25 protein-coding genes, 1 pseudogene and 1 riboswitch are annotated in these 26926 nt (G+C 72.2%); of the genes and pseudogenes, 17 read left to right on the top strand and 9 right to left on the bottom strand.

What is annotated here, in order from left to right:
- Positions 1-41 precede the first annotated feature (41 nt).
- From AB0I29_RS16120 to AB0I29_RS16100, 5 genes are all read left to right on the top strand, one after another.
- Positions 42-917 (top strand): sugar ABC transporter permease, encoded by an 876-nt coding sequence (locus AB0I29_RS16120; RefSeq protein WP_285100622.1) that lies wholly within the window; start codon positions 42-44, stop codon positions 915-917.
- Positions 917-1840, top strand: coding sequence for a carbohydrate ABC transporter permease (locus AB0I29_RS16115; RefSeq protein WP_285100623.1), 924 nt, complete (start codon positions 917-919; stop codon positions 1838-1840). Before AB0I29_RS16120 ends, AB0I29_RS16115 begins: the two co-directional genes overlap by 1 nt.
- A 94-nt stretch (positions 1841-1934) precedes the next feature.
- Positions 1935-2051: riboswitch (SAM riboswitch) on the top strand.
- Between the two features lie 4 nt (positions 2052-2055).
- Positions 2056-3000, top strand: coding sequence for a methylenetetrahydrofolate reductase (locus AB0I29_RS16110; RefSeq protein ID WP_285100624.1), 945 nt, complete (start codon positions 2056-2058; stop codon positions 2998-3000).
- 139 nt (positions 3001-3139) lie between these two features.
- Positions 3140-3595: an Hsp20/alpha crystallin family protein gene (locus AB0I29_RS16105; RefSeq protein WP_285100625.1), complete on the top strand. Its 456-nt coding sequence runs from the start codon at positions 3140-3142 to the stop codon at positions 3593-3595.
- A gap of 184 nt (positions 3596-3779) precedes the next feature.
- A complete protein-coding gene (locus AB0I29_RS16100; RefSeq protein WP_357483083.1) occupies positions 3780-4997 on the top strand; it encodes an N-acetylmuramoyl-L-alanine amidase in 1218 nt (405 codons plus the stop codon).
- Between the two features lie 83 nt (positions 4998-5080).
- Here the strand turns inward: AB0I29_RS16100 and AB0I29_RS16095 are convergent, their stop codons facing one another.
- The 4 genes from AB0I29_RS16095 to AB0I29_RS16080 form a co-directional block, all read right to left on the bottom strand.
- A complete protein-coding gene (locus AB0I29_RS16095; RefSeq protein WP_357483080.1) occupies positions 5081-5605 on the bottom strand; it encodes a hypothetical protein in 525 nt (174 codons plus the stop codon).
- Between the two features lie 7 nt (positions 5606-5612).
- Positions 5613-6254, bottom strand: coding sequence for a lysophospholipid acyltransferase family protein (locus AB0I29_RS16090; protein WP_036958689.1), 642 nt, complete (start codon positions 6252-6254; stop codon positions 5613-5615).
- Positions 6255-6406: 152 nt separating this feature from the next.
- Positions 6407-8281: a sugar-binding domain-containing protein gene (locus tag AB0I29_RS16085; protein WP_357483076.1), complete on the bottom strand. Its 1875-nt coding sequence runs from the start codon at positions 8279-8281 to the stop codon at positions 6407-6409.
- A gap of 160 nt (positions 8282-8441) precedes the next feature.
- Positions 8442-9479 (bottom strand): LacI family DNA-binding transcriptional regulator, encoded by a 1038-nt coding sequence (locus tag AB0I29_RS16080; protein ID WP_285100629.1) that lies wholly within the window; start codon positions 9477-9479, stop codon positions 8442-8444.
- A 146-nt stretch (positions 9480-9625) separates the two neighbouring features.
- Here AB0I29_RS16080 and AB0I29_RS16075 point away from each other — a divergent pair, with 146 nt between their 5' ends.
- Genes AB0I29_RS16075 through AB0I29_RS16060 form a run of 4 tightly spaced genes read left to right on the top strand, consistent with a single transcriptional unit; the run spans position 9626 to position 14033 of the window.
- Positions 9626-10984, top strand: a complete 1359-nt coding sequence (locus AB0I29_RS16075) for an extracellular solute-binding protein (protein WP_285100630.1) — start codon at positions 9626-9628, stop codon at positions 10982-10984.
- A gap of 14 nt (positions 10985-10998) precedes the next feature.
- Positions 10999-11967 (top strand): sugar ABC transporter permease, encoded by a 969-nt coding sequence (locus tag AB0I29_RS16070; protein WP_285100631.1) that lies wholly within the window; start codon positions 10999-11001, stop codon positions 11965-11967.
- Between the two features lies 1 nt (position 11968).
- Positions 11969-12880, top strand: coding sequence for a carbohydrate ABC transporter permease (locus AB0I29_RS16065; RefSeq protein ID WP_285100632.1), 912 nt, complete (start codon positions 11969-11971; stop codon positions 12878-12880).
- 16 nt (positions 12881-12896) lie between these two features.
- Positions 12897-14033, top strand: a complete 1137-nt coding sequence (locus tag AB0I29_RS16060) for a phosphatase domain-containing protein (protein ID WP_357483069.1) — start codon at positions 12897-12899, stop codon at positions 14031-14033.
- Between the two features lie 43 nt (positions 14034-14076).
- Here AB0I29_RS16060 and AB0I29_RS16055 read toward each other — a convergent pair whose 3' ends face one another.
- A complete protein-coding gene (locus tag AB0I29_RS16055; RefSeq protein ID WP_357483066.1) occupies positions 14077-15351 on the bottom strand; it encodes an NYN domain-containing protein in 1275 nt (424 codons plus the stop codon).
- A gap of 148 nt (positions 15352-15499) precedes the next feature.
- Here AB0I29_RS16055 and AB0I29_RS16050 point away from each other — a divergent pair, with 148 nt between their 5' ends.
- Both AB0I29_RS16050 and AB0I29_RS16045 read left to right on the top strand, forming a co-directional pair.
- Positions 15500-16141 carry a TetR family transcriptional regulator gene (locus tag AB0I29_RS16050; protein WP_285100635.1) on the top strand — a complete coding sequence of 214 codons (642 nt, stop codon included), beginning with the start codon at positions 15500-15502 and terminating at the stop codon, positions 16139-16141.
- Between the two features lie 30 nt (positions 16142-16171).
- Positions 16172-17044, top strand: coding sequence for an LLM class F420-dependent oxidoreductase (locus tag AB0I29_RS16045; RefSeq protein ID WP_285100636.1), 873 nt, complete (start codon positions 16172-16174; stop codon positions 17042-17044).
- A gap of 2 nt (positions 17045-17046) precedes the next feature.
- Here the strand turns inward: AB0I29_RS16045 and AB0I29_RS16040 are convergent, their stop codons facing one another.
- Positions 17047-17670 carry a DNA-3-methyladenine glycosylase I gene (locus AB0I29_RS16040; RefSeq protein WP_285100637.1) on the bottom strand — a complete coding sequence of 208 codons (624 nt, stop codon included), beginning with the start codon at positions 17668-17670 and terminating at the stop codon, positions 17047-17049.
- A gap of 135 nt (positions 17671-17805) precedes the next feature.
- Positions 17806-18672, bottom strand: a complete 867-nt coding sequence (locus AB0I29_RS16035; RefSeq protein WP_357483061.1) for a TetR/AcrR family transcriptional regulator — start codon at positions 18670-18672, stop codon at positions 17806-17808.
- A 121-nt stretch (positions 18673-18793) separates the two neighbouring features.
- Here AB0I29_RS16035 and AB0I29_RS16030 point away from each other — a divergent pair, with 121 nt between their 5' ends.
- The 6 genes from AB0I29_RS16030 to rlmC all read left to right on the top strand — a co-directional run bounded on the left by AB0I29_RS16030 (position 18794) and on the right by rlmC (position 24514).
- Positions 18794-19762: an ATP-binding cassette domain-containing protein gene (locus AB0I29_RS16030; protein ID WP_357483058.1), complete on the top strand. Its 969-nt coding sequence runs from the start codon at positions 18794-18796 to the stop codon at positions 19760-19762.
- Complete coding sequence (locus tag AB0I29_RS16025) at positions 19759-20532, top strand: ABC transporter permease (RefSeq protein ID WP_357483055.1); 774 nt, start codon at positions 19759-19761, stop codon at positions 20530-20532. Before AB0I29_RS16030 ends, AB0I29_RS16025 begins: the two co-directional genes overlap by 4 nt.
- A complete protein-coding gene (locus AB0I29_RS16020; protein WP_285100641.1) occupies positions 20519-21205 on the top strand; it encodes a DUF2306 domain-containing protein in 687 nt (228 codons plus the stop codon). The genes AB0I29_RS16025 and AB0I29_RS16020 overlap by 14 nt, the downstream gene beginning before the upstream one ends.
- Positions 21206-21248: 43 nt before the next feature.
- A complete protein-coding gene (locus AB0I29_RS16015; protein ID WP_357483052.1) occupies positions 21249-21872 on the top strand; it encodes a DinB family protein in 624 nt (207 codons plus the stop codon).
- Between the two features lie 132 nt (positions 21873-22004).
- The gene (locus tag AB0I29_RS16010; RefSeq protein WP_357483049.1) at positions 22005-23273 is read left to right on the top strand and encodes a M15 family metallopeptidase; all 1269 of its coding nucleotides are present in this window, start codon (positions 22005-22007) and stop codon (positions 23271-23273) included.
- A 68-nt stretch (positions 23274-23341) separates the two neighbouring features.
- The gene (rlmC, locus tag AB0I29_RS16005; protein WP_357483046.1) at positions 23342-24514 is read left to right on the top strand and encodes a 23S rRNA (uracil(747)-C(5))-methyltransferase RlmC; all 1173 of its coding nucleotides are present in this window, start codon (positions 23342-23344) and stop codon (positions 24512-24514) included.
- Here rlmC and AB0I29_RS16000 read toward each other — a convergent pair.
- Both AB0I29_RS16000 and AB0I29_RS15995 read right to left on the bottom strand, forming a co-directional pair.
- Positions 24481-25869, bottom strand: coding sequence for a sigma-70 family RNA polymerase sigma factor (locus AB0I29_RS16000; protein WP_357483043.1), 1389 nt, complete (start codon positions 25867-25869; stop codon positions 24481-24483). The genes rlmC and AB0I29_RS16000 overlap by 34 nt on opposite strands.
- Before the next feature lie 199 nt (positions 25870-26068).
- Positions 26069-26926: pseudogene (locus AB0I29_RS15995) on the bottom strand (hypothetical protein); the annotation flags it as partial.

Raw genomic sequence — 26926 nt, 5'->3', positions numbered from 1 at the left:
CTGACCACACGCAACGCTGAACCGAAAGCACGGGGAACTTGGTGAAGGACCTGTTGAAGGCCCTGCCGTGGATCGGGCCCGCGGTCGCACTCATTGCGGCCGTGGTCCTGTTCCCGGTCGGCCTGATGTTCTGGAACTCGACACGCGACATCAGCCAGAGCGGCGTGGACGACGGGGGAGTGGGCCTCGCGAACTTCGCGACGGTCATCGGCTTCCAGTACTTCTGGCCGATCCTCGGGCGCACGGTCGTGTGGGTGGTCGTCGTCGTCGGCTGCACCCTGATCGGGTCGCTGGCGCTCGCGGCGCTGCTGAACAAGGCATTCCCCGGCCGCCGCCTGGTCCGGATGGCCGTCATCGTGCCGTGGGCCTCCAGCGTCGTCATGACGACGCTGGTGGTCCACTACGGCCTGGAGCCGTACTTCGGCATCATCAACTCGTTCCTGGTGGACGTCGGCCTGATCAGCACGCCGGAGGGCTACGGCTGGACGCGGCACCCCGGCACCGCGTTCGCGTGGGCCATGGCGGTCGCCGTGTTCGTGTCGCTGCCGTTCACCACCTACACGGTGCTCGCCGGGCTCCAGACGGTGCCCGGCGAGACCGTGGAGGCCGCGCGCATCGACGGGGCCAGCGGGGTGCGCACCTACTTCAGCGTGGTGCTGCCGCAGCTGCGGGGTGCCATCTCGGTGGCGGTGCTGATCAACATCATCAACGTGTTCAACTCGCTGCCGATCCTGCGCGTCATGACGGGGTCCATCCCCGGGTACGACGCCGACACCGTCATGACGATGATCTTCAAGTACATGCAGAACCAGCGGCAGATCGACCTGGCCAGCGCGCTGTCCGTCATCGCGTTCCTGGTGGTCATCGCCATCGTCGCCGTCTACGTGCGGGTCGTCCGCCCCCTGGAGGAGGTCTGATGACCGCGATCACCGACCCGGGGACCACCTCGCGCAGCGCGACCCGGCCGCCGTCCGACAACCGGAGGAGGGTGCGGAAGTACACGACCGACCAGGTGCCGCTCGGGTCGCTGCTGCTCCGGCTGCTGGCCGGGCTCGTGGTGCTGGTGGTCTTCCTGCTGCCGTACCTGATCATGTTCTTCGGCTCCGTGAAGACCAAGGCGGAGATCAGGTCGGTCGACCCCACCTACTTCCCCACGGAGTGGCACTGGGACAACTACGTCACGATGTGGTCCACGCCCGAGACGCCGCTGGCGCAGAACCTGATCTCCACCCTGGTGATCTCGCTGTGCGCCACGCTGCTCGTGCTGGCCGTGGCGCTGCCCGCCGCCTACTACACGGCGCGGTTCCGGTTCCAGGGCCGGCTCTTCTTCCTGTTCCTCGTGATCGTGACCCAGATGGTGCAGCCCGCCGTGCTGACGTCGGGTCTGTTCCGGCAGTTCATCGCCATCGGGATCCTCGACACGTGGGTCGCGATGATCCTGGTCAACGCCGCGTTCAACCTGTCCTTCGCGGTCTGGATCATGCACAGCTTCTTCGCGGGCATCCCCAAGGAGGTCGACGAGGCGGCGCAGCTCGACGGCGCCGGCACGTTCGCCGTCCTGACCAAGATCAACCTGCCGCTCGTCTGGCCGGGCATCGTGACGGCGGTCGTGTTCACGTTCGTCGCCTCCTGGAACGAGTTCGCGGCCTCGCTGGTGCTGCTCACCACGGCGGGCAACCAGCCGCTGTCCGTGGCGCTCACCAAGTTCGTGGGCCAGTACGAGACGTCGTGGCACTACGTGTTCGGGGTGTCCGTCGTGGCGATCGTGCCCGTGGTGATCCTGTTCATGATCATCGAGAAGCGCCTGGTGGGCGGCCTGGTGGCCGGGTCGGTGAAGTAGCGGGCGGGCCCGGTCCACACACCGTGGACCGGGCCGTCTCGACTTACGGACGAATTCTGTCCCAGTGCTGGACGGTCGCTTAGCATGGTGGCGAACCCCATCCAGAGCGGTCGAGAGTCCTGGCTCCCTGACACCGCAGCAACCTGCCGATCTCCTGCCGCGTCGCCGCGGTGCGAGGGACGCAAGGTGCTCACGCCAGGTTCGATGGAGCAGCCATGGTCGCCGAGCCGCACCCCCACCGCCCCACGGTGTCGTTCGAGCTGATGCCCCCGCGTCGGCCGAACGCCGCACCCAACTTCTGGGAGACGGCGCAGCGGCTCGTGGCGGCTCGCCCGGACTTCGTCTCCGTGACCTACGGGGCGGCCGGCGGCGACCGCGCCACCGCGCGCGAGGTGCTCGCCACGCTGCTGCGCGGCACGCCCGTGCTCCCGGTGGCCCACCTGACCTGCGTGGGCGCGTCCCAGGAGGACGTGTCCGCGGTGATCGAGGAGTTCCTCGAGGCCGGGGTGCGGTCCTTCCTCGCCCTGCGCGGCGACCCGCCGCGCGACGAGCCGGACTGGCGCCCGCCGGCCGACGGCGTGCGCTCCAGCGTGGACCTGGTGCGGCTCCTGCGGCAGGTGGACGAGCGGCGGTGCGCCGCCGACGTCAGCACGGCGCTGCGCTCGGCCGCCCGGCCGCTGGCCATCGCCGTCGCCACGTTCCCCGACGGCAACCCTGGGGCCGGCACCACGCGCGAGCAGGAGGTGCGGCGGCTGCTGGAGAAGCAGGAGGCGGGCGCGAGCTTCGCGATCACCCAGTTCTTCTACCGCGCGGACTCGTACACCGGGTTCGTCGAGGCGGCCCGGGCGGAGGGCGTCACCATCCCGATCCTCGCCGGGATCCTGCCCACCACCGAGGCCCGCCGCCTGCGCCGGGTCCAGGAGCTCACCGGGGTGGCGGCGCCTGCGGAGCTCCTGCGCGACCTCGACCGGCTCACCGCGCCCGACGGCGCCGTCGACCCCGAGGCCCAGCATGCGCACGGCATCGAGTACTCCGCGGCGCTCGCGCGCGAGGTGCTCGACGCCGGCACGCCCGGCCTGCACGTGTACACGTTCAACAAGCACCGCCCCGCCCTCGACCTCCTGGACCGCGTGGGCCTGACGGGCCGAGCGGCGGCCTGACGGATCGCCCGGACGGGGGTTGGCACTCTCGGGTGTCGAGTGCCAGAATTGAAGCGTAGCCGGGCGGCGGCCGAGGCCGTCGCCGATCGCTGCGGCCCTGGAGGGGCCAGGGCCGCATCGTCATAGGAGGTGATGCGCGATGGCTACCTACTGGGACCCGTTCCAGGAGATGGACCGGATGTTCAGCACGTTCGCCGGCAACACACGGCAGTCCGGCGCGATGCCGATGGACCTGTTCCGCACCGGTGACCACTACGTCCTCTCGATGGACCTGCCCGGTGTCGACCCCGGCACCATCGACGTCTCGGTCGAGGACCGGACGCTCACCGTCCGGGCCGAGCGCACGCAGCGTTCGGACGACGGCGCGCAGTGGCTGGTCCGCGAGCGGCCCACGGGAACGTTCGCCCGACAGCTCACGGTCGGCCGGGGCCTCGCCCTCGACCGGATCTCGGCCTCGTACGCCGACGGCGTGCTCTCGCTGACGATCCCGGTCAGCGAGGAGGCGAAGCCCCGCAAGGTCGAGGTGGCGCACACGGCCGGCTCGACCTCGATCGGGCGAGGTTCGTCCGAGAGCCGCCAGAGCATCGAGCAGTAGTCCGCTCACCGCAATGCCGGACGCCCAGGTCACCCCGGTGGCCTGGGCGTCCGGCCTCCGTGGCGGCGCCGGCATCGTACGCGGGATATGGCCTGGATGTGATGTACCCGGCGGGTCGCAGGTCGGCCGATACTACGGATGAAATCGGCTCGTACCAGCGCGATTGACCCGTGGAGGCCCCACCGTGCACGACCACGACCACAGCTCCACCGACCACGACCACTCCTCTCTCGACCGGCGTGACCTGCTCCGCGGCGCCGTCGTCCTCGGCATCGGTGCCGCGGGCGCGACGATAGCCACCGCGCCCGCCGTCGCCGCACCCGCCGCTCCTGCTGGAGCGGCCCCCGCGGCGCCTGGCAGAGCAGCCGACGCCCCGCCCTCCCTGGCGCCCGACCCCGAGGCGCCCGCCGACGCGCCGCCCGGCGCCGTGGCCGGGGTCGAGGTGGCCGCGCCGACCATCGCGAGCTGCGCCACCTGGGGCGCCGCGGCGGCCCGCGGCACCATCGACACGGTCGCCACCAACCCGAACAAGATCCTGATCCACCACACGGCGTCGGCCAACGTCACCGACTACTCGCAGGCCGCCGGGTACCAGATCGCGCGCGACATCCAGCAGTGGCACTTCGCCAACGGCTGGGTGGACACCGGGCAGCACCTCACGGTGAGCCGCGGCGGGTACGTCATGGAGGGCCGGCACGGCTCGCTGTCGCGGCTGCAGAACGGCAGCGGCACGGTCGTGGGCGCGCACGCACCCGGCCAGAACAGCCAGGCCATCGGCATCGAGAACCAGGGCACCTACACGAGCGCCACGCCGCCCGCGCAGCTCTGGAGCCGGCTGGTCGAGCTGTGCGCGTACATCTGCGACCAGTACGGCATCGCGCCGACCCAGATCTACGGGCACCGGGACTACACGGCGACGGCCTGCCCGGGCGACGTCCTCTACTCGATGCTGCCGCAGCTGCGGTCCGAGGTGGCCGCGGCCCTGGCCGGCACGAGCTGGTCGGTGATCGTCGACAACACCTCGGCGGGCTTCTCCGCCGGCTCCTCCTGGCTGACGTCGTCCTTCTCGGCCGAGCGGTACGGTGCCGACTACCGCTACGCCACGCCGGCCGAGGTCAGCGACCTGGCGACGTACTCGGCCACCATCCCGTCCAACGGCTCGTACCGGGTGGAGGCATGGTTCCCGGGGATCGCCGGCTACAACACGTCCACGCCGTTCATCGTCTACACCGGCACCGGCTCGTCGACCATCCGCGTGGACCAGTCCGCGGCCGGCGGGGCGTGGCTCTCGCTCGGCACCTACGCGATGACGGCGGGTGCCCGCACCGTCGTGGCGGTCAGCCGCTGGACACAGGGGACGGCGTACGTCGTGGCCGACGCGATCCGGATCACGCGCCTCTGACGCCGCACCCGCCTCTGACGCCGCACTCGCCCGAGTGCCAGACCCACAGGTCACCCGCGTGACCTGTGGGTCTGACACGTGCGTCAGCGGGGCGTGGGCGTCAGCGTCCGGAGCAGCTCGTCCGGCGCGGCGACGCCCACGAGCACCGACGTCGCCCGGACCTTCCGCATCACCTGCACCCGCCCCGCTACGGGCTGGGACAGCTCGATCAGCACAGCGGGCGACGTCGTCGTGCGTACCAGCGAGAGCCGGCCGGTGCTCTCGTCGAACCCGGCACCGAGCTCCAGGGGACGAGCTGCGGTGGGCCGGTACACCGCCGCGGAGACGACGTCGGGGGCCGCGACGTCGACCGCGCCGAGCCAGCCGAGCCGGAGCCGGGCCACGCCGTCGGACACGTGGTGCCGCGACCACAGGGGTGAGACGAAGAGGACCACCAGGGCGGCCGTGAGCACCCCGACGAGGAGGTCGACGGCCAGGGCCACGGGCGCGGGGAGCAGGGCGCCCGCGACGAGGTGCTGCACGAGCACCTCGATCGCGCCCAGCGCCGCCACGCCGGCGACCAGACCGAACCACGGGCCCCGCCTGCCCAGGCCCAACGCCGCGCTCACGCCGGCCTCAGTCCGCGCGCTCCTGGCCGCTCATCGCCTGGATGGACTGCATGACCTGCTCGGTCAGCTCGCGCCGCGCCTGCGCGGGCTTGGTACCGGCCGCGATCTGCCGGGAGGGGTCGATCGGTGTACCGAAGTGCAGCTCGACCCGGGCGAACCGCGGCATCTTGCCGATGGGCTTCACCTTGTCCGTGCCGAGCAGCGCCACCGGGACCACGGGGGCCTTGCCGGTCAGGGCGAGCCACGCGACGCCGGTGTGCCCCTTGTGCAGCTTGCCGTCCCGGGAACGGGTGCCTTCGGGGTAGATGCCGAACGCGCCGCCGCGCTGCAGCACCGCCAGGGCGTCCTCCAGCGAGCGCTGCCCGGCGCGAGGGTCGTCCCGCTGCACCGGGATGTCGCCCATCTTGGTGAAGAACCAGCGGGAGAGGCGGCCCTTGATGCCCTTGCCGGTCCAGTACTCGGCCTTGGCCAGGAACGCGACGTGCCGCGGCGCCATGATCGGGATCAGCAGCGAGTCGATGAACGACAGGTGGTTGCTGGCCAGGATCACGGCCCCACGCTTCGGGATGTTCTGCAGCCCAGTCACGCGCGGGCGCAGGAGCACGAGCACGAGGATCGAGAGGATGAGCTTGAGGAACCGGTACGTCACCGGCCTATTGTGCACCCCCCAAGCGCCGCTGTGGGTGGGGTGTTATGTGCTGAAAAAGACTAAAGAGACCTACAAGGTGCACAGTCCGGTAGACGTGTCAGACGTACAGGTCACCCGGGTGACCTGTACGTCTGACACGTGCGGTGGGGCGGTCAGGAGGCCTCGTCGGCGCCCTTCTCGAACGCCGCCGGACGCACCTGCACGGCACGGACACGGTCGACGTCGAGCTTGACGCTCCGGTCGAACCGGTAGATGCCGTTCTCCTCCTGGAACACGTCGGTGAGCTGCGTGTAGCAGTAGCCGAACATCAGGGGGTCGTCCAGCAGCGGGTCCGTCAGACCGGCGAACCGGGTGTGGAACTCCTCCTCGTCCACGACCCGCTGGCCGTAGCCCCACGAGTCGGGCGAGCTGCCCGACGCGCTGGCCGCCGTCTCCGGGTTCCACCAGATGCCGCCGTACTCGCTGACGAAGTAGGGCTGCCCGTTGTACGGCTGGGAGATCGGCGTGCCGTTGTCCCGCTCGTTCCCGTAGGGCTTGCCGTCGGCCAGGCCGCCGACCAGCTCCGTGAACTTCGCCGGGTCCTGCTCGTACAGGTGCGAGTCCCAGACATCCGTCTCGGGCACGCGGTGCGAGTAGCCGCTGGCGTCCAGCACCGGCCGCGAGGGGTCCGCCACCTTGGTGGCGAGCCACATGCTGCGGGTCACGTCGTCCAGCTGCGTGATGCGGTCGTGCAGGTCCTGGTGCGTCTCGTTGAGGGGGCACCAGCCGATGATCGACGGGTGGTTGTGGTCGCGCTGCAGCGCCTCGAGCCACTCGGCGACGTACGACGTGGTGGGCCGCTGGCCGTCGGCAGGGGTGCCGTAGCCGCTGACGCCCCAGTCGCCGAACTCGCCCCACACCAGGTACCCCAGCCGGTCCGCGTGGAACAGGTAGCGCTCCTCGAAGACCTTCTGGTGCAGGCGGGCGCCGTTGAAGCCCGCCGCGAGGCCCAGCTCGATGTCGCGCAGCAGCGCGGCGTCCGACGGCGCCGTCATGAGCGACTCCGGCCAGTAGCCCTGGTCCAGGACCAGCCGCTGGAAGACGTGCTCGCCGTTGATCTTGATCGCCTGGCCGTCGATGGAGACGGAGCGCAGGCCGGCGTACGAGCGCAGCGAGTCCACGACGGCGCCGGCGGCGTCGCGCAGCTCGATGTCGACCCCGTACAGGTGCGGGTCCTCCGTGCCCCAGGTGCGGACGCGGTCCGCCGGCACGACCACGCGCAGCGCCGGCGCCAGGTCGAGGTCGGCGCGCGCGGTGGCACTCGCGACCTCGCCGTCGGCGTCGGTCACCGTGACGGAGATCGTGTGGCCCCGGCGGTTCGCGGAGAGCGGCACGACGACGTCGAACGCCGAGCTCGACAGGTCGGGCGTGATGCGCGGACGGCGCAGGTGCGTGGCCGGCACGGGCTCGAGCCAGACCGTCTGCCAGATCCCCGTGGTGCGCGTGTAGTTGCACTCGAAGTTGGCGTACCGGTTGGACTGCTTGCCCCGGGCCTGCGGCCCGTGGCGCGTGTCCCGGGCCCGCACCACGACGGTGACGGTGTCGCCGGGGGCGGCGTGCCCGTGCAGGTCGGCCGTGAACGGCGTGAACCCGCCGCGGTGCCGCACCACCTCGGTGCCGTCGACCCACACGGTCGCGTCGTGGTCCACGGCGCCGAAGTGCAGCAGCACGTGCGGGTCGTCGCTCACGGCGGACCACTCCGCGGGGACGGTGATCTCGCGGCGGTACCAGACCGCCTCGAGGAAGTCGGTGTTCTCGATCCCGGAGAGCTCCGACTCCGGGGCGAAGGGCACGGTGATCTCGTCCTGGAGCGGCCGCTCGACGAGACCCCGCTCGAGCCCGGAGTCGCCCGGGTCGATCTCGAACTGCCAGGATCCGTTGAGGTTGAGCCAGTGGTCCCGGACCATCTGGGGCCGCGGGTACTCGGGCCGCGGGACGGCGGTCGCCGTTGGCGTCCCTTCGGGCGAGAAGCGGTCGAGGAAAGTCATCAGCTGCTCCATTGCGTCTACGACAGGTGCGCGGCGATTCAACACGTCTTCCGCCAAGAATGCAACGTTGTATCACCCGATTCGCCCGCCGACGGTGGCCGGGCCGGTCCGTCGGCGGCCGGCCGGCCCGCCGACGGCCCCGGCCGGGGCCGTCACCAGGTCAGACGCGGCTGCTCTCGCGGACCAGCAGGCGGTACGGCACGACCTCGTCGACCGGGTCGACGCCCGGCTTCTCGAGCTGGGCGATGATGCGGTCCACCGCCGTCTCCGCGATGGCCCGGAGGTCCGGCGCCACGGTCGTCAGCGTGGGGTTCGAGAACCGGCCGTCCTCGGTGTTGTCCCAGCCGGTCACGGCCACGTCGTCGGGCACCCGCACCCCGTTGAGGCGCAGCGCGTGCAGCGCGCCGAGCGCGAGCTCGTCGTTGGCGCACACGATCCCGTCGACCTGGTCGATCCGCGCCAGGACCGACTCGATCGTGGCGGCGCCGGACGGGCGCGAGAACTGCGGGCACTGGAGCACCCAGCGCTCGTCGACCTCCAGGCCGGCCGCCGCGTGGGCGTCGAAGAAGCCCTGCACACGCTGCGCACCGGTCCGGCCCGCGCCGCGCGGCTCGGCACCGAGGAAGGCCAGCCGCCGCCGGCCGGTGTCGAGCAGGTGCTTGGTGACCTGCGCCGCCGCGTCGACGTTGTCGATGCTCACGTGGTCTGTCCGCCGCTCGCGGGCGGGGTCCGGGTCGGCCCGCTCGCCGAGCAGCACCAGGGGCACGGGGCCGCGGACCTCGTCGATCTCGGCCGGGGTCAGCTCCAGCGGCGAGAAGATGATGCCGTCGATCGCCTGGACGTCGAAGCCGCGCGCCACCTCCAGCTCGGTGTCGCGCGAGGACCTGGTCTCCTCGATGAGCACGCGGTAGCCGCGGGCACTCCCGACGTCGATCACCTCGTGCGCCAGCACCGAGAAGTACGGCGCGTGCACCCAGGGCACCGCGAGGGCGAGCGTGTTGGTGCGGCCCCGCCGGAGCTGGCGGCCGGCCAGGTTGGGCCGGTAGCCCAGCTCGGCGATCACCGCCTCCACCCGGGCCCGCGTGACGTCCCCGACCCGGCCCGTGTCGTTGACGACGTTGGAGACGGTCTTCCACGAGACGCCCGCTGCCGCGGCCACCTCCTTGATCCCTACCCGTCGACCCGCTTGCTCGGCCAAGCCTTCACTTCCTTCCGCCATGTGCCCTCTTGACTGGACGCCCGTCCTAGTCCATCGTGATCCAACGTTGGAGCGCAACGTTGCACCATTGGAGGTCGATGATGACCGTAGTACGAGGACGTGGCATCCCGGGCCAAGGAAGCCCCGTGGCCGCGTCGAGAACCCGCAGTCTCGTGGGTAGTTCCGGGGGGCTGAGCAGGCGAGAGCTGCTGCGCGCGGCCCTCGTCGGGGCAGGCGGGGTTGCGCTCGGTGGCGCGCTCGCGGGCTGCGCCACGCCGAGCGCCGCGGGCGCCGGCAAGACCTCGGTCATGGTCTGGGACCTCTTCTCAGGCGGCGACGGCGCCCTCATGCAGGAGATGGCGGGTGTGGTCGCCGCGGCCAACCCGGACATCGCCGTCGAGACCACGACGCTCGCCTGGGGACCCCCGTACTACACGAAGCTGGCGATGGCCTCGTCCGGCGGGCGTCCGCCGGAGGCCGCCGTCATGCACATGTCCCGGCTGGCCGGGTATGCGCCGGGCGGGCTCCTGGAGCCGTTCGACCTGGACGCGCTCGCCGAGCTGGGGATCACCGAGGCCGACTTCGCCCCGGCGGTGTGGCAGAAGGCCCAGTTCGAGGGCCAGCTTTACGCCCTGCCGCTGGACACCCACCCGTACATCGCGTTCCACAACCCCGACATCGTCCAGCAGGCCGGCCTCGCGGGGCCGGACGGCAAGCTGGACCTGGCCGCCGTCGCCGGGGCCGACCGCTTCCTGGAGGCGGGGCGCGCGATGGCCGAGGTCACGGGCGAGACCGGGGTCAGCTGGGGCTACCAGCGCGACCCCGCGGGCTGCTGGCGCATGTTCTGGGGCCTGTACTCCCAGAACGGCGGCGGCTACGAGCTGACGCCGGGCCGCCCCGCAGCGCTCGACGAGGAGGCCGCCACCGAGGTTTTCGAGTTCCTCCAGGCGATGGTCGACGGCAAGGTCGCGGCGAAGAACCAGGACGGCAACGCCGCGTCCGGCCGCTTCATGTCGAACCGCACCGGCCTGATGTTCGCCGGCGAGTGGGACCTGCCGATGTTCCAGGGCGCGAACCCCGACGTCGGGGCCACGCAGTTCCCGGCGATCTTCGACACCCCGGCCAACTACGCCGACTCGCACGCGTTCGTGCTGCCCAAGCAGGGCACGCCGGACCCCGCCAGGCGCGAGGCGACCTACCGGGTGCTCGCGGGCCTCCTCAAGGAGGGCCTGACCTGGGCCTCGGCCGGCCACATCCCGGCCTACCAGCCCATCGTGCAGGAGCCCGCGTACCAGGAGCTCACCCCGCAGCGCGACTACGCCCCCGCGGCCGAGGTCGCCGTCTTCGACCCCGACGCCTGGTTCACCGGCGGCGGCAGCGACTTCCAGACGCGCATGGCCGACGCCATGACGGACACCCTGGCCGGCAAGGCCCCGGCGCGCACCGCCGTGACCCGCATGCTGAGCGAGATGGACCGGTTCCTCTCCCAGCCCAACCCCGCCTGATCGAGAGGACGACGATGACTGTCTCGAACGCCGGCGTCACGGCGCCCCCAGGACGGGCCCTGTCCGACCTGCGGAAACCCTCCGGCCGGTCCGGTACCCGCACCGCCTCCACCGGCAAGTCCCTGCGTGAGCGGGACAGGTCCGGCTACCTGTTCGTCGCGCCGTTCGCGGTGGCGACCGGCCTGTTCCTGCTGCTGCCGACGCTGTACGGCCTGTGGATGAGCTTCACGAACCAGAGCCTCACCGGCACCGGCAGCGAGTTCATCGGGTTCGCCAACTACGCCGAGGCGTTCAGCGACCCCCAGGTCTGGACCACGCTGTGGCACACCGTCTGGTTCACGGTGCTCAGCACCGTCCCCCTGGTGGTCGTCGCCCTGGTGATGGCGCTGCTCGTGCACACCGGCCTGCCGGGCCAGTGGGTGTGGCGCATGTCGTTCTTCGCGCCCTACCTGCTGACCAGTGCCGTCGTGTCCGCGCTGAGCAGCTGGCTGTTCCAGCCCGACATCGGCCTGCTCGACACGTGGTTCACCGCCCTCGGGCTGCAGCCCGTGGGCTGGCTCACCGACGAGAACGTGGCGATGTTCTCCATCGCCGGTGTCACCGTCTGGTGGACCGTCGGGTTCAACTTCCTGCTCTACCTCGCCGCCCTGCAGGGGATCCCCCAGCAGCAGTACGAGGCCGCGACGATCGACGGCGCGGGCGGCTGGCGCCGGCTCTTCTCCATCACCCTGCCGCAGCTGCGCAACATCACCGGCGTGATCGTGGTGCTGCAGCTTCTCGCGTCGCTCAAGGTGTTCGACCAGATCTACCTGCTCACCGCGGGCGGGCCGAACGGGAGCACGCGGCCGATCCTCGAGTACGTCTACGACACCGGCTTCACCAACTACCGGCTCGGGTACGCCTCCGCGATCTCCTACGTCTTCTTCGCCCTGATTCTCGTGTTCACGCTGGTGCGGCTGCTGCCGTCCAGGAAGGAGGCCTGACGTGTCCGTCGCCGAACTGGTCGCCGACCGCCGGACGAGGGCGCAGCAGGAGCGCGCCGAGAACCGGGCCCTCACCAAGCTGACGATCGGACCCTCACCCTGGGTGCGGGTCGGTGCCCTCGCCGCCCTGGTCGTCCTCGCGGCCATCTGGTTGCTCCCCGTGGCCTGGGGCGCGGTCACGAGCTTCAAGCACGAGGCCGAGGCCGCGCTCCCGGCGTCGTGGTGGCCCACGACGGGCTGGACGCTGGAGGCCTACCAGCAGGTGCTCGGCAACAGCGACCTGCTGATCTGGATGTGGAACAGCCTCGTCGTCGCCGGGCTGGTCACCATCCTGACCGTGCTGATCTCCGCGATGGCCGCCTTCGCGTTCTCGCAGACGGTGTTCAAGGGCCGGGGCCTGCTCCAGTGGCTCACCATCGCGTCGATCATGATGCCTGGGCAGATCCTCATCGTGCCGCTGTTCCGGCAGATGCAGGTGATGGGCCTCGTGGACACGTTCGCGGGCATCGTGCTGCCGCAGGTCGTGGCGCCCGTGATGGTGTTCATCCTCAAGCGGTTCTTCGACGCCATCCCCAGCGAGCTGCTCGACGCCGCCCGCATCGACGGGGCGGGCACCTGGCGGCTGTTCTGGACCATCGTGCTGCCGCTCTCGCGGTCGATCCTCGTGGCCGTGGCGATCTTCGTGTTCATCGGCGCGTGGAACAACTTCCTGTGGCCGTTCATCGTCACCACCGACCCGCAGTTCATGACGCTGCCGGTCGGCCTGTCCACCGTCAAGAACGCCTACGGCGTGCAGTACGCGCAGAACATGGCGTCCGCGATGATCGCGGCGCTGCCCCTGCTCGTGGTGTTCATGCTGTTCCAGCGCCGCATCGTCCAGGGTGTCGCGACCACGGGCATGGGCGGGCAGTAGTAGGCAACAATCGGGTGTGGCCACTCCGACCCCGCACCCTTCGCAGCGCCCGCACCTCGCCGCGGTCGTGGAGGACCACCTCTACGCCGCGGCGGGGTGGGTGCTCGTCCGCGTGGGCTGGCGCCCCCGGCTGGAGGCCTACGCCGGGTACGGCACGCCGGACAAGGTGCGGGTGCTCGCCCGCGTGGTGCTCTCACCGCGGCGGCCCGGCATCCCGAACCGCGACGCCCTCCGGGCCGGCCGGCGTGGGTTCCGCCACTTTCTCACCGTTCCGGCGCCCCACCGCAGGGTGCGGCTCCAGGTGGGCGGCGGCACGTCCGAGGTGACGAGCGACCGGGCCGGCTACGTCGACGTCGAGCTCCCCACGGACGCCCCACTGTCCGACGGCTGGCACACCGCCGTCCTGACCTGCCTCGACGAGCCGGAACCGGCCGAGGCCGAGGCTCCGCTCCGGGTGCTCGACGAGCGCCCGCGGTCCGGCGTGGTCAGCGACATCGACGACACGACGATGGTCACCGCCGTGCCCCGGCCCCTGCTCGCGGCGTGGAACACGTTCGTGCGGCACTCCAGTGCGCGGCGCGCCGTGCCGGGCATGCCCGAGCTGTACCGCACGCTCCAGCGGGCTCACCCGGACGCACCCTTCTTCTACCTCTCGACCGGCGCCTGGAACACCGCGGGCACCCTGCGCGCGTTCCTCTCGCGGCACGCCTACCCGCCGGGCCCGCTGCTCCTCACCGACTGGGGGCCGACCCTCACCGGGTGGTTCCGCAGCGGCCAGGCCCACAAGCGGGCGAGCCTCGACCTGCTCATGTCGTGGTTCCCGCACGTGCGCTGGGTGCTCATCGGCGACGACGGCCAGCACGACGTCGAGATCTACGAGGACGTCGCGCGCCGCCGTCCCGACCGGGTGCGGGTCGTGGCGATCCGGCAGCTCACCGGCGGGCAGCAGGTGCTCGCCGGGAACGCGCCGCACGTAGGGAACGCGCAGCACGGGGGGAACGGGTCGCACGCGGTGGACGGGTCGCGCGCCGGCACGACGACGGCGGTTCCCGCCGTCGCGCCGGTGCCGACCGTCGCGGGCCGGGACGGGGACGAGCTCGCCCGCCGCCTCGCCTCCGTGCCGGGCGTGCTCGACGACCGGGAAGGGACCTAGGCGCCGGCTCCGCTCGTCTGCCGCCCGAGCTTGCGGTTCCGGCTCAGGAGGAGGCGGTCACCAGGTAGTCGTCCGCGTCGTCGTCCCAGGCCAGGGACACCGTGCCCGCCGCCTCCGCCGCCTTCGCGAACTGGAGGAACCCGCGGAAGCCGAGCGCCTTCTCGGAGAAGTCCGGGCGCCGCTTGCGCACGGCGTTCTTCAGCCCCGACAGGGCGGCCGACCCGTTCGACTCCTGCACCACGTCACGCAGCAGCGCGAACGCCGCGTCGGTGTCGCCCTGCTCCGGCAGCGACACCTCGGGGTCGCCCGCGGACGGTCCCGGCGCCAGCTCGACGAACCCGCGGTCCGCGAGGAACCGCAGGAACTCGCCGAACGTGCGGAAGCCGTAGTCCGACTCGCTGAACGTGGCGTCCTTGCGCAGCAGCGTCCGCTTGAGGGCGGACGCCGTGACGGCGCCGCTGGTCGAGGACTGCAGGTCGCCGAGGGTCTGCGCCACGCGTACCTCCATGGGCACGTCGTCCGACGCCGGGGCGTCGTCCTGATCGCTGACGTCGACGTCCGGCTCGGCCTCTGGCGCGACGTCGACGGGTGCCGGTGCGGGCTCCGCCTTCCTGCGCCGGCGGGTCGCGGGCTTCGCCTCGGGCTCGGCCGGCGTCTCCGGCTCGGCCAGGGCCTCGGGCGAGGTCGTGCCGGCGACGGCCTCCGCGACCGCCTCGGCGGCCTTGGCACGGCGCGAGGCGGTCGGCGCCTTCTGCGCGGCGGCGCGTTCCGTCGTCGTGCCGGCCTTGCGGGTGCGCGAGCCGCGCTTCGGGGCGGGGGCGCCCTGGTCCTCGTCGGGCACCTCGACGCCCTCGAGGCGGTCGTAGAAGAGGAACTCGTCGCACGCGGCCGGCAGCAGCCGCGACGTCGACTTCTCGACGCCCACGCCGATGACGCGCTTGTTCAGCTCGCGCAGCTTGTGGACGAGCGGGGAGAAGTCGCTGTCGCCCGTGCACATGACGAACGTCGAGATGTAGTCGCGCTCGAAGGCCATCTCGATGGCGTCGACCACCATCTTGATGTCGGCGGCGTTCTTGCGGGAGGCCCCCATCCGCTGCGTCATCTCGATGAGCTCGACCTGGTGGCGCGTGAGCATGCGCCGGTCCTCGTCGAAGTACGACCAGTCCGCGTACGCCCGGCGCGCGACCACCCGGCCCCGCACGGCGAGCGCGTCGGCGATCGGGCCGAAGTCGAACTGCATCCCGCCCAGGTGCTCCCGGGCGCCGAGCGCCAGGTTCTCGTAGTCGATGAAGACTGCCAGGCGTTCCTCTTGGTCCATGTCCGCCACTCTAGGGGTTGCCGGTGAGGGAAGCGGCGGGACCGCACCGCGCCGCCGCTCCGCAGGGCGAAATGGAGAGCGGGTGAAATATGTCGTGTCGGGTACGCCCGCTCGGCCCGAAAGTTCACCCGTTGCCTAGGATCAGGCCATGGCCGAGGCGACCGCCGGACACGACGACGACCCGATCTCCAACCGGAGTCGGATCATCGGTGCTGCCGCGCGTCTGACCTGTGCCCACGGCTGGTCCAAGGTGACGATGGGCCGGCTCGCGACGGAGGCGGGCGTGAGCCGTCAGACGGTCTACAACGCCGTCGGCAGCCGCGACGACCTGGCCGAGGCGATGGTGCTCACGGAGTCGGCGCAGTTCATCTTCCGGATCGCCGAGGCCTTCGACCGGCACCCCGACGACCTGCTGCCCGCGATCCACGACGCGGTGGAGAGCACGCTCACGTTCGCCGAGGGGAACGCGCTGCTGCGCGCAGTGGTCTCGGCGACCCATGGCGCCGACACCGAGCTGCTGCCCCTGCTCACCACCCACTCGGAGGCGCTGCTCGGCACCGTGAAGGTGGTCGTCCAGGACCGGGTGGACCAGTACGAGGTCGCCCTGGAGCCGGAGCGGATCGCGACGGTCATCGACATCGTCGTGCGGACCGCGCTGAGCCACGTCATGCAGCCGACGGCGTCCCCGCGCGAGACGGCCGAGTCGATCACCTGGCTGGTGGCGTGCGTCCTGGGGCGAACGGAGGAGCTGGCCACGTCGGTCGCCTCACGGGCCACGCCCCGCGCTTGACGCCCCGCGTCGGCGGAGGAGGATCGAGGCATGCGAATCGGCACCCACTTCATGCGTTTCGACTCGATGGAGCCCGCCCGGATGCGTACCGAGTTGGCTGACGCTGCCCGGTACGCCGACGAGGGCGGCGTCTCGTGGATCTCCGTGATGGACCACTACTTCCAGATGGAGCACCAGGGCTTTCCGGCGTCGGACCCGATGCTGGAGGCGTACACGACGCTGGGCTACCTGGCCGGCGTGACCGAGCGGGCGCAGCTCGGCGCCCTGGTCACCGGCGTGACGTACCGGTACCCGGGCCTGCTGGCCAAGATCGTCGCGTCGCTCGACGTGGTGTCGGGCGGGCGGGCGACCTACGGCATCGGCGCCGCCTGGTACGACAAGGAGCATGCGGGGCTCGGAGTGCCGTTCCCGCCGGTCAAGGAACGGTTCGAGATGCTGGAGGAGACTGTTCGGATCGCCCGGCAGATGTACGACCCGCAGGAGAACGGCCCGTTCGAGGGCAAGCACTTCCAGCTCGCCGAGACGCTGTGCTCGCCGCCGCCGCTGTCGGGTCCGGAGATCATGATCGGCGGTTCCGGCGAGCGGAAGACCCTCCGGCTCGTGGCGCAGTACGCCGACGCGTGCAACCTGTTCGCCGAGACCCCGGAGCGGCTGCGCCACCTGCTCGACGTGCTGCACCGGCACTGCGACGACGTCGGGCGCGACCCCGCCGCCATCCGCATCACGATGCTGCACCGTGGGCGCCCGATCGGCCCGGATGACACCGCCGCCTTCGTCGAGGAGATGCGGGGCTTCGCCGTGCACGGCGTGGACACCGTGATCCTGCGGCCGCCGGGCACGTCGCTCGCCGCGTGGGTGCGTGACGCGGTGCTCCCGGTCGTGGAGCCGTGCGCCGACCTGTGACCTCAGCCGGCCGTCCCGGCGCTCCCGGTGCCGGCCCGGCGGAGCACCACCGGGCACGTCGCCAGGTGGTCGTCCACCAGGCCGCACGCCTGCATGGCCGCGTACGCGGTGGTCGGGCCGATGAACCGGAAGCCCTCCTTCTTGAGCGCCTTGCTCAGGGCCTTGGACTCGGCGGTCGACGCCGGAACGTCTCTGAACGTGGCATGACGTTCGCGCCCGGCCGGGTCAGGTGCGAACGACCAGATCAGCTCGTCGAGCGTGCGCCCGGAGTCGTGCAGCGCGACCACGGCGCGCGCGTTGTCGACCGTGGCCTCGATCTTCATGCGGTTCCGGATGATGCGGGCGTCGCCGAGCAGACGCTCGACGTCGTCCGGTCCGAACGCGGCGACCCGTTCCGGGTCGAAACCGTCGAAGACCTCGCGGAACGCCGGGCGCTTGCGCAGCACGGTGATCCAGGAGAGCCCGGACTGGAAGCCCTCCAGGGCGATGCGCTCGAGCAGGGCGGACTCGCCGTGCACGGGCACGCCCCACTCGTCGTCGTGGTAGGCGGAGTAGAGCGGGTCGCCGTCGCCGAAGCAGCGCGGGGTGGCGCCTGCTCCCTCGGCCGCTGTCCTGATGTCTGTCACGGGATCACTTGTCACGGCACCACTCTGACTCACGCCACCGACACTCCACACCCACCGGCCGTCCGCCTGTGCACAACGTCCGAAAACCGCTGCCTGTGGTCGCGCCAGGACCGTTGTGTTGCCGTGCGGAGGGACTCATGACCCGTCGTCCGGGATCGCGCCCCGGCGTCTCAGGTAGGCCTCGACCCCGTCCAGCACGGCCGTGATCCCGAACGCGATGTCGTCGTCGGGGGGCGTGGGCGGCGCGGTCTCCGGCCAGGTCGCGAACGCCTCGAACAGGTTCGGGTACGTCGTGGCGTCGGCATACCGGGAGAGCACGGTCTCGAAGTCGGCGTAGGGGTTGGCCGCCTCGACCGCGGCGGGGTCGAGCTCGGACTCGGGGGTCCCGTCGGGCAGCCCGGCCTCGCGGCGCACCTGCTGGACCGCCGCGCGGTGGGACTCGATCTGCACCCGGGCCTCGCCCAGGACGTGCTGCGCGAGCAGGCCGATGATCGCGAGCTTCTCGTCCGGGGGCAGGTCGAGCGGGCGCAGGACCCCGAACGCCTGGTCGATCCAGCGCACCCGGTTCGGCCCCGGCGGTGCGGCGGACAGCGGCAGCTCCAGCATCCACGGCCGGGCCAGCCCCAGGGCGATCTGGGCCCGCGTCCAGGCCTCGAGCCCGGCGCGCCAGCCGCCGTCGGCGGGGATGTCGGGCAGGTCGGCCGCCACCGCGTCCGACATCATGACCAGCAGCTCCTCCTTGCCGGACACGTGCCGGTACAGGGCCATCGGTGTGTATCCGACGGCCTCCGCGATACGCGCCATCGAGACGGCGGCGAGGCCCTCGGCGTCGGCCAGGTCGATCGCGGCCCCCACGATCTGCGCGGCGGACAGTGCGGGCTTGGGCCCGCGTCGCCGCGGCGCGGCGGCGCCCCACAGGCGCTGCACGGCAGCGGGCAGCTCGCGCGCGGGTGGTGCGTCGTGCGGTTGCTCGGCCGGTTCGGGCGTCGTGTCGGTGCTCATCGACTCCCATCCTGCCCTGATCCGGGGCGTGGTCCGATCGGAAACTCTCTTGACCACATACTGTTTACGCTCCACACTAAAACGCGTAGGCCATAAACAGTAATCGGATCGGAGAGGGACCATGACTGCGATCGTCACGGCCGAGGGACTGGGCAAGTCCTTCGGGAGAAGGGGCTCGACGAGCCCGCCCGTGCTGGACGGGCTCGACCTGGAGCTCCAGGAAGGCGCGGTGCTCGCGCTGCTGGGCCCGAACGGGGCGGGCAAGACCACCACCGTCCGCATCCTGTCCACGCTGCTGAAGCCGGACGCGGGCCGCGCCACGGTCGGCGGGTTCGACGTGGTGCGGGACGCGCGGCGGGTGCGCGAGATCATCAGCCTCACGGGGCAGCAGGTCGCCGTCGACGACAAGCTGTCGGGCGCCGAGAACCTCACGATGATGGGCCGGCTCGCCCACCTGCCCCGCCGCGTCGTGCGGGACCGGGTGGCCGAGCTGCTCACGGCGTTCGACCTGGCCGATGCCGCGAGCCGGCACGTCGGCACCTGGTCGGGTGGCATGCGACGGCGGCTCGACCTCGCGGCGGGCCTGCTCACCCGGCCCCGGGTCATGTTCCTCGACGAGCCCACCACGGGGCTCGACCCCCGGTCCCGGCAGGCCCTGTGGGACGTGGTCCGCGGCGTGGTCGCCGACGGCACCAGCGTGCTGCTCACCACCCAGTACCTGGAGGAGGCCGACCGCCTCGCCCAGCGGGTCGCGCTCGTGGACGGCGGCCGGATCGTCGCCGACGGCACGCCGGCCCAGCTCAAGCGCCAGGTGGGCGAGGCGGGCGTCGAGCTCACCCTCGCCGCCGCGGCCGACGTCGAGCGGGTCGCCGCCGCGCTCGCGGGCGCCACGGTCGACGGCGCCAGGGTGCGTGTGCCCACCGACGGCTCGGTCGCGCACGTGCGGTCCGTGCTGTCGCTGGTCGAGGACACCGGCGTGGCGCCCGAGCACTGGGAGGTGCGCGCGCCGAGCCTCGACGACGTCTTCCTCACCCTGACCGGGCACGCCGGCCAGGAGCACCCGGCCCGGACCACGGGGGTGGCGGCATGAGCCACGTGCTGAGCGACGTCTCGACGATGACCACGCGTGGCCTGCGCCTCGTCTCGCGGGACGCGGACGCGATGATCACCGCGGTGGTGCTGCCCGTCATCATCCTGCTGATGTTCGTCCTCGTGTTCGGCGGGGCCCTGGACACCGGCACGGAGTACATCAACTACGTGACGCCCGGCGTGATCCTGCTGGCCGCCGGTTTCGGCGCGGCGAACACGGCGATGGCGGTGGAGCGCGACATGTCGGGCGGCATGGTCGACCGGCTCCGGTCGATGCCCGTGAGCTCCTGGACCGTGCTGTCCGGGCACGTGGTGGCGAGCCTGGTGAAGAACCTGGTCACCACCGCGATCGTCTTCGGGGTGTCGATCCTGCTCGGGTTCCGGCCCGCGGCCACGGCCCTGGAGTGGCTCGCCGCGGTGGGGATGATCCTGCTCTTCGTCGGCTGGATCACCTGGCTCGCCGCGTTCGTGGGCGTGCTGGTCCGTTCGCCCGACGCGGCCGGCGGCTTCTCGTTCTTCGTGATGTTCCTGCCCTATGTGTCCAGCGCGTTCGTGCCCGTCGACACGCTGCCGGACTGGCTGCGCGGGTTCGCGGAGCACCAGCCGGTCACGCCGGTGATCGAGACGGTGCGCGGGCTGCTCGCGGGCGACGCCGCCGGCGCAGGGGGCACCGCTCCGGGCGACGTCGCGGCGCTGGCGATCACCTGGTGCGTGGGCCTCGGGCTCGTGTTCGCCGTGGCGGCAGGGGTGGCGTTCCGTGCCCGGCGCTGAGTCGCCCCCGGCGACCCGCTGGTGGCGGCGGCCGTGGATCGCGCCCCTCGCCCTGGTCACCGCGGTGCTCCTGGTCACGGCCCTGCCGCGGTACGTGGGTCTGGACCCCGCGCGATCGCTGGTCCCGACCGACCGCGGCCCGGCGTTCTACCCGGCCCTGGTGACGCACATCTTCGCCGGCTCGGTGATGCTCTCCGCGGGCGTGCTGCAGCTCTGGCCGTGGCTGCGGGCCCACCACCCGCGCGTGCACCGGTGGAGCGGCCGCGTCTACGTGGTCACTGCGCTCGTGACCGGCGTCGCCGCGCTGGTCACCGCGCAGTTCCCGAGCGCGGGCGTGGGTCAGCAGGTGGCGAACACCATGATGGGCGTGCTGTTCCTGACCTTCACCCTGCTCGGCTACCGCGCCGTCCGGCAGCGCCGGTTCGGTGACCACCGGGAGTGGATGGTCCGCAGCACGGCGCTCGCCTTCTCGATCGTGACCAACCGGTTCTGGGCGCCCGTGCTCATCGCGATCTACGTCCCTGGCGCGCTCACCGACCCGGACATCGGGTTCGGCGCACCGGAGATCGAGGGCGCCGCCGTCGCGTCCGCGTGGGTGTCGTGGATCGTCAACCTCCTGTTCGCCGAGTGGTGGCTCCACCGGAAGCCGACGCGGCGGAGCCGGCTCCGGTAGAAAGCGCTCGGTGGATGTCGGTGGCCGGGGACACACTGTCCCCATGACACAGACGACCGGCGGGACCGTGGGCGACGCGGCCGAGCTCGAGCAGAAGCAGATCCTGAAGAAGTACCTCCAGGAGACCCGTGAGGCCCTCGTGTGGAAGCTCGAGGGCCTCACGGAGAAGCAGGCACGCTGGCCCCTGGTGCCCTCCGGGAACAACCTGCTGGGCATCGTGAAGCACTGCGCCAACATCGAGATCGGCTACCTCGGGGAGTGCTTCGGGCGGCCCTGGCCGAACCAGGCGGAGCTCGTCTCGCAGGAGGACTGGGAGAAGGACCCGCAGGCCGACTGGTACGCGACCGCGGACGAGTCGGTGGCCTCGGTCGTGGACCTCTACCGCCGAGCCTGGGCGTTCTGCGACGAGACCGTCGAGACCCTCCCGCTGGGCACCGTCGGACGCGTGCCGTGGTGGAAGAACGGCGAGGTCACGCTGTTCCGGATCATCGTGCACGTGACCGACGAGATCGCCCGGCACGCCGGCCACGCCGACATCCTGCGCGAGCTCACCGACCGGTCCGTCGGCCTCACCGAGGGCAACACCAACATCCCGGACTGGCAGGCCGGCGAGGCGGACGCCTACTACGAGAAGCTCAAGAGTCTCGCCGAGCGGGCAGGCAACTAGCGCCCGCGTCCGAGATTCGCCAAACTGCGGGCCATGCCCCTCAACGTGGAGCCGTCCACATCCTCCGGGCCCTCGCCCGAACCAGCCCACGCGGAAGCGCCGAAGCCCGCGCGGTCCGCGCCGACACCCGACATGTCCTCGGGTAGATCGGACATCGTCCCGCGCGGCGCGGGTGGGCGGCCCGACGGCGGCTCCATGCGACCGCTGTTCGTCTTTCTCATCGCCGCCGCGGCCGCCCTGATCGGCAGCATCGCGTTCGCGCTCGTCCACGTCGGCAACGAGCGCGACCTGGAGCAGCTCAGCAGCGCCCGCGCCGACGTCGTGCAGGCGGTCGACGTGGGGCGCACGGCCCAGGAGGGTCTGGCCGAGCAGATCGCGAAGGCCGAGACGGCCCTCGCGGCGTCGGAGGGCCGGGTGGCCGACGACGCGGTGCGCACCGCCCTGGCCGCGCACGTCACCCAGGCCAAGGCGCTCAGCGCGCAGGAGGCGCCGGCGATCCCCGAGGCCGGCGCCCCCGGTCTCGACGCGCCCGAGGACATCGACGCCCTGGAGGCGGCGGCGACCGAGTGGTCGATGTCCATGAGCACCACCTCGACCACGCTCGTGGCGGCGATCAAGGACGTGCAGGCCTCATACCGCCAGTGGCAGCAGGACCGCAAGGACGCCGAGGCGCAGGCCCAGACGGAGGCCGACCAGGCCGAGAGCATGGCGCAGCAGCTCGAGGAGGCCAAGGCGTCGCTCGCCTCGATCACCGACCAGCTCAAGATCTCCGTGCGGGACTCCGCCTACACGCTCGACTGGACGGCCGAGGTGGGCGCGCCCGACGGCGTCCGCTCGGCGCTGGCCACCCGCCGCACCGAGGGCGAGGCGGCGCTCGCGGTCGGCGTGAACACAAGCAAGCTGAACTCCGTGAAGGCGCTCGGCCAGCAGCGCGAGACGGCGCGGGTCGCGCTCGAGGACGCCGCGTGGGCCGCCCGCGCGGCGGTCGCCGACGACTCCAACGGCCGCCTCGCGCAGGCCGACCTGTGCCTGGTGGGCGTCGGCCCCGAGGGGCAGGACCAGTACCTCCGGTGCGACGCGGCCGAGGCTTGGAGCAAGCTCGGCGCGGCCTTCGAGGAGGAGCTCGGCAAGCCGCTGCGCATCGAGTACGGCTACCGGCCCTACGACTGGCAGCTCCAGGCGCTCGACGAGTTCGGCAGCGGGCAGGTCGCAGAGCCCGGCACCTCCAACCACGGTTGGGCGCTCGCTGTGGACGTACCTGTGGACGACGGCTTCCGCTTCGGCCAGCCCGAGTACGAGTGGCTCGCGGCCAACGGGCCGAAGTTCGGCTGGGTACACCCGGAGTGGGCCCGCCAGGGCGCCGGGCGCGAGGAGCCCTGGCACTTCGAGTACGAGGGCTGACCGACCCTCCGGGGCCACCGCGCGCCGCCGCTGACCCCGGCGGTGCGCGGGCACTGGATAATGGGGGAGTGCAGTGCCCTCACTACGACGCCGGACGCTGCCACTCCTGCACCCTCCTGGAGATCGACTACCCCACCCAGGTGCTCGACAAGGAGCGGCACGTCGCCGAGCTCCTCGACCCGGTCTCCGACGGAACCACCTGGCTCCCCGCGGTCAGCAGCGTCGAGTCCGGATTCCGGAACAAGGCGAAGATGGTCGTGAGCGGCACGGTCGCCGAGCCGGTGCTGGGCATCCTCGACCGGGCCGGGCACGGCGTCGACCTGACCGACTGCGGCCTCTACCCCGAGGCGCTCCAGGCGTCCTTCCGCCCGCTCGCGGCGTTCGTCACGCGCGCGAACCTGGAGCCCTATCAGGTCTCGGGCACGGGCAAGCGCGCCCAGCAGCGCGGGGAGCTCAAGTACCTGCTGGTCACGCTGTCGCCCGACGGCGAGCTCATGGTCCGGTTCGTGCTGCGCTCCCAGGAGGCGATCGCCCGGATCCGCAAGCACCTGGCCTGGCTGCAGGCCGAGCTCCCGGCCCTGGCGGTGGCGTCGGCGAACATCCAGCCCGCGCACGCCGCGGTGCTGGAGGGCGACCTCGAGATCCCGCTCACGGAGCGCGCCACCCTCCCGATGCGCATCGACGACATCACGCTCGACCTGCGTCCGCAGAGCTTCTTCCAGACCAACACGGCGGTCGCCACCGAGCTGTACCGGCAGGCGCGCTCCTGGGTCGACGAGGTGGACCCGGGGAGCCTCTGGGACCTCTACTGCGGCGTCGGCGGCTTCGCCCTGCACTGCGCCGCGCCGGGTCGCGCCGTCACGGGCATCGAGATCAGCGCCGAGGCGGTCGCGGCGGCGTCGGGCACCGTGGAGCGGCTGCGCGACGACGGCCAGGCGGACCGGTTCCGGGACGTCACCTTCGCGGCCGGCGACGCGACGGCGTTCGCCGTCGGGCCGCAGGGTCCGGACCTGCCCGAGATGGTGATCGTGAACCCGCCTCGGCGGGGCATCGGCGCGGACCTGGCGCACTGGCTGGAGACCTCAGGGATCGACCATGTCCTGTACTCGAGCTGCAACGCGACGACGCTCGCCAAGGACCTCGCCGCGATGCCGACGCTCCGGCCCGTGCGCGCGCGGCTGCTCGACATGTTCCCGCAGACGTCGCACTACGAGGTGCTGGTGCTCCTCGAGCGCGCCTGACCGGGCGGCGTCTTCTTGCGGTCCTTTTTCTCCCGCTCGGCCTCGTCGGGGGGCGTGTTCTTCTTCGCCTGGCCCGGCGGAACCTTGTCCTTCTTCGCCTGACCAGGAGGAACGCCGTCCTTCTTCGCGAGACCAGGCGGCGTCGCGTCGTCCTTCTTCGCCTGGCCCGGCGGGACCGTGTCCTTCGTGGCGAGGCCGGGCGGCACCCCGTCCTTCTTCGCCAGGCCCGGCGGGACGTCGTCCGTCGTCGTCGCCCGGGCGGACGGGACGAGCCCTGTCGGGGTCACGTCGGTCAGGTCGGGGACGTTCGCCGGGTCCGTGTGCGGGGAGGGCCGCGCGGCCTGCCGGACGACGGGCCGTGTGCCGTCCGGCGCGACGACCGAGACCGTGCCGGTCTCGTGGAACGACGGCGCGGCCTCGATGCTGCCCGCCACCCCGGTGGTGACGGCCGTGGTGACGAACAGGCCGCCGGCGACGGTCGCGGTCAGGCTCATCGGGTCGGTCAGCACGCTCCGGGCGGTCACGACGGCCCGGGTACCCACGGTGCTGAGCCAGCCCCCGGCGCCCGCCGCGGCGGTACCGGCGGCGGCCGCGCCCGATGCGGCAGGACCGGCCGCGGCGGCGCCGCTCGCTCCCGCGGCGACACCGGCCGCCGTCGCGCCCGGACCCGCCGACGCCGCGGCGCCGAGCAGGAGGACCGGGGCCGCGGCGCGCAGCATCCAGTAGGACTCGCGGACGTCGACGTACGCGCGCGTGCAGCCGGAACACCCGACCATGTGGTCCTCGACCTGCTGCCGCCGGCGGGGCAGCAGGCGGTTCCGGACGAAGTCGTGCAGGGCGGCCCGGGTGGCCCGGCACTCGACGTCGGCGGCCGTGCCGGAGTGCGCCTCGGCGAAGGTGCTCGCGAGCCGGTTCTCGGCCCGGCGCAGGCGGCGCTTGGCGGCGTAGGGGAGCACGCCGATCTCGTCGGCGATCGCCGCCACCGGCCGGGACCCCACGTGGTGGTCCCAGAGGAGCTGCTGCTCGCCGGCCGGCAACCGTTCCATCGCGAGGCCCAGCACCTCGAGGTCGACGGCGTGCCCGGGCGGCTTGACGTCGGCGGCGCCGTCGTCGGATCCCTCGGCGGCCGCGTCCTGCTCGCGGGCCATCCGCTTCGCCACGTCGATGGACGTGGCGCTCCAGAACGCGAGGGGGTCGGCGAGGTCGCGGGCCTTGAGGAGCTCCACGCAGAGCAGCTCCAGGCCGCAGCTCGTGGCGAGCTCGGGGTCGATGCCGGGCACCCGCCGGGACACCGTGAACACCACGGCGCGGCGGTGTGCCGCCCACAGGCCGAGGTCGGCGCTCGTGACGGTCACGCGGCCCCCCTCCTGCACGCGGCGTGGCACCCCGTGGCACCTCGACGCGCGTGCCTCCGGGCGTGCATGCTCGCAAAGAATGCATGAGCATGGAAGGGTCCCCCGTGATGGCGGGAAGATCTTGGGCTCGCGCCCAGATCACCTGTGCGTCCGCACAGCAAGGTGGGGATACGGGCCTCGTGGGAGGCCCGCACGACCATCAGTCCCCGGTCGCCGACTCTGCGTCGTCGGCCGCGTCGGAGAACGTGCCGAAGAGCAGCTGCCAGATCTCGTCCAGCGTGGTGGTCGTGAGGTCGATGCCGGGCAGGTCGGAGAGACCGAGGCTGGCGAGCAGGTCCTCCAGCGCGGTCCCGAGACCCGGCGCCTCCTCCTCCGGTTCCTCCGGCACCTCCGGCGGTTCGGCCGGGGGCTCCGGCTCGGTCGGCGGCTCCTCGGGCTCCGTGGGCTCCTCGGGCGGGTCCGGCTCGTCGGAGCCACCGTCCGGGCTCGACCCGGAGCCGGAGTCCGGCCCGGAGTCGGCGGGCGGATTCGGGGTGTCGGCAGGGGCGCCGCCGGAGTCCGGCTCCGGCGCCGGCTCCGCCATCACCGGCGGCTCGTCGGCGGGCGTGGCGGCGCCGTCCTCCTTGGGCGTGGTGGCCGGGCGCGGCTGCGGGTCCGCCGGCGGGATCGACGGGGGCTTCTCGTCCGTCGACGGCTTGTCCGAGGTGTCGGACGAGTCCGTGCCGTCGCCGCCCCCGGCGCCGCCCGCTCCGCCACCGCCTCCGCCGCCGCCCGCTCCGCCGCCCTCGCCGGCGGCCCCGGCGTCGTCGGTGGCCTGGACGGGCGGGTCGCCGAGCTGGTTGGCGATCAGGGCCGCGGCGCTGCCGCCGATGGCGAGCGCGGCGAGCACGCTCGCCGCGACAGCGGCCTCCTTCTTGCCGAACCGGGGCTTGGCCGTACCGGCGGCACCCGCCGCGCCCGCGGCGGCGGTGGTGGTGAGGAGTCCGCCGGCGATGAGGTGCTGGCCGAGGTCGCGGAGCATCCAGGAGACCTCGCGGACGTCGATGAACGCGCGGGT

This window comes from Promicromonospora sp. NPDC050262, from assembly GCF_040655935.1.
Taxonomy (GTDB): domain Bacteria; phylum Actinomycetota; class Actinomycetes; order Actinomycetales; family Cellulomonadaceae; genus Promicromonospora.
Note: the sequence above shows the minus strand (reverse complement) of the source record. Positions and strands in the feature narration are given on the sequence as shown.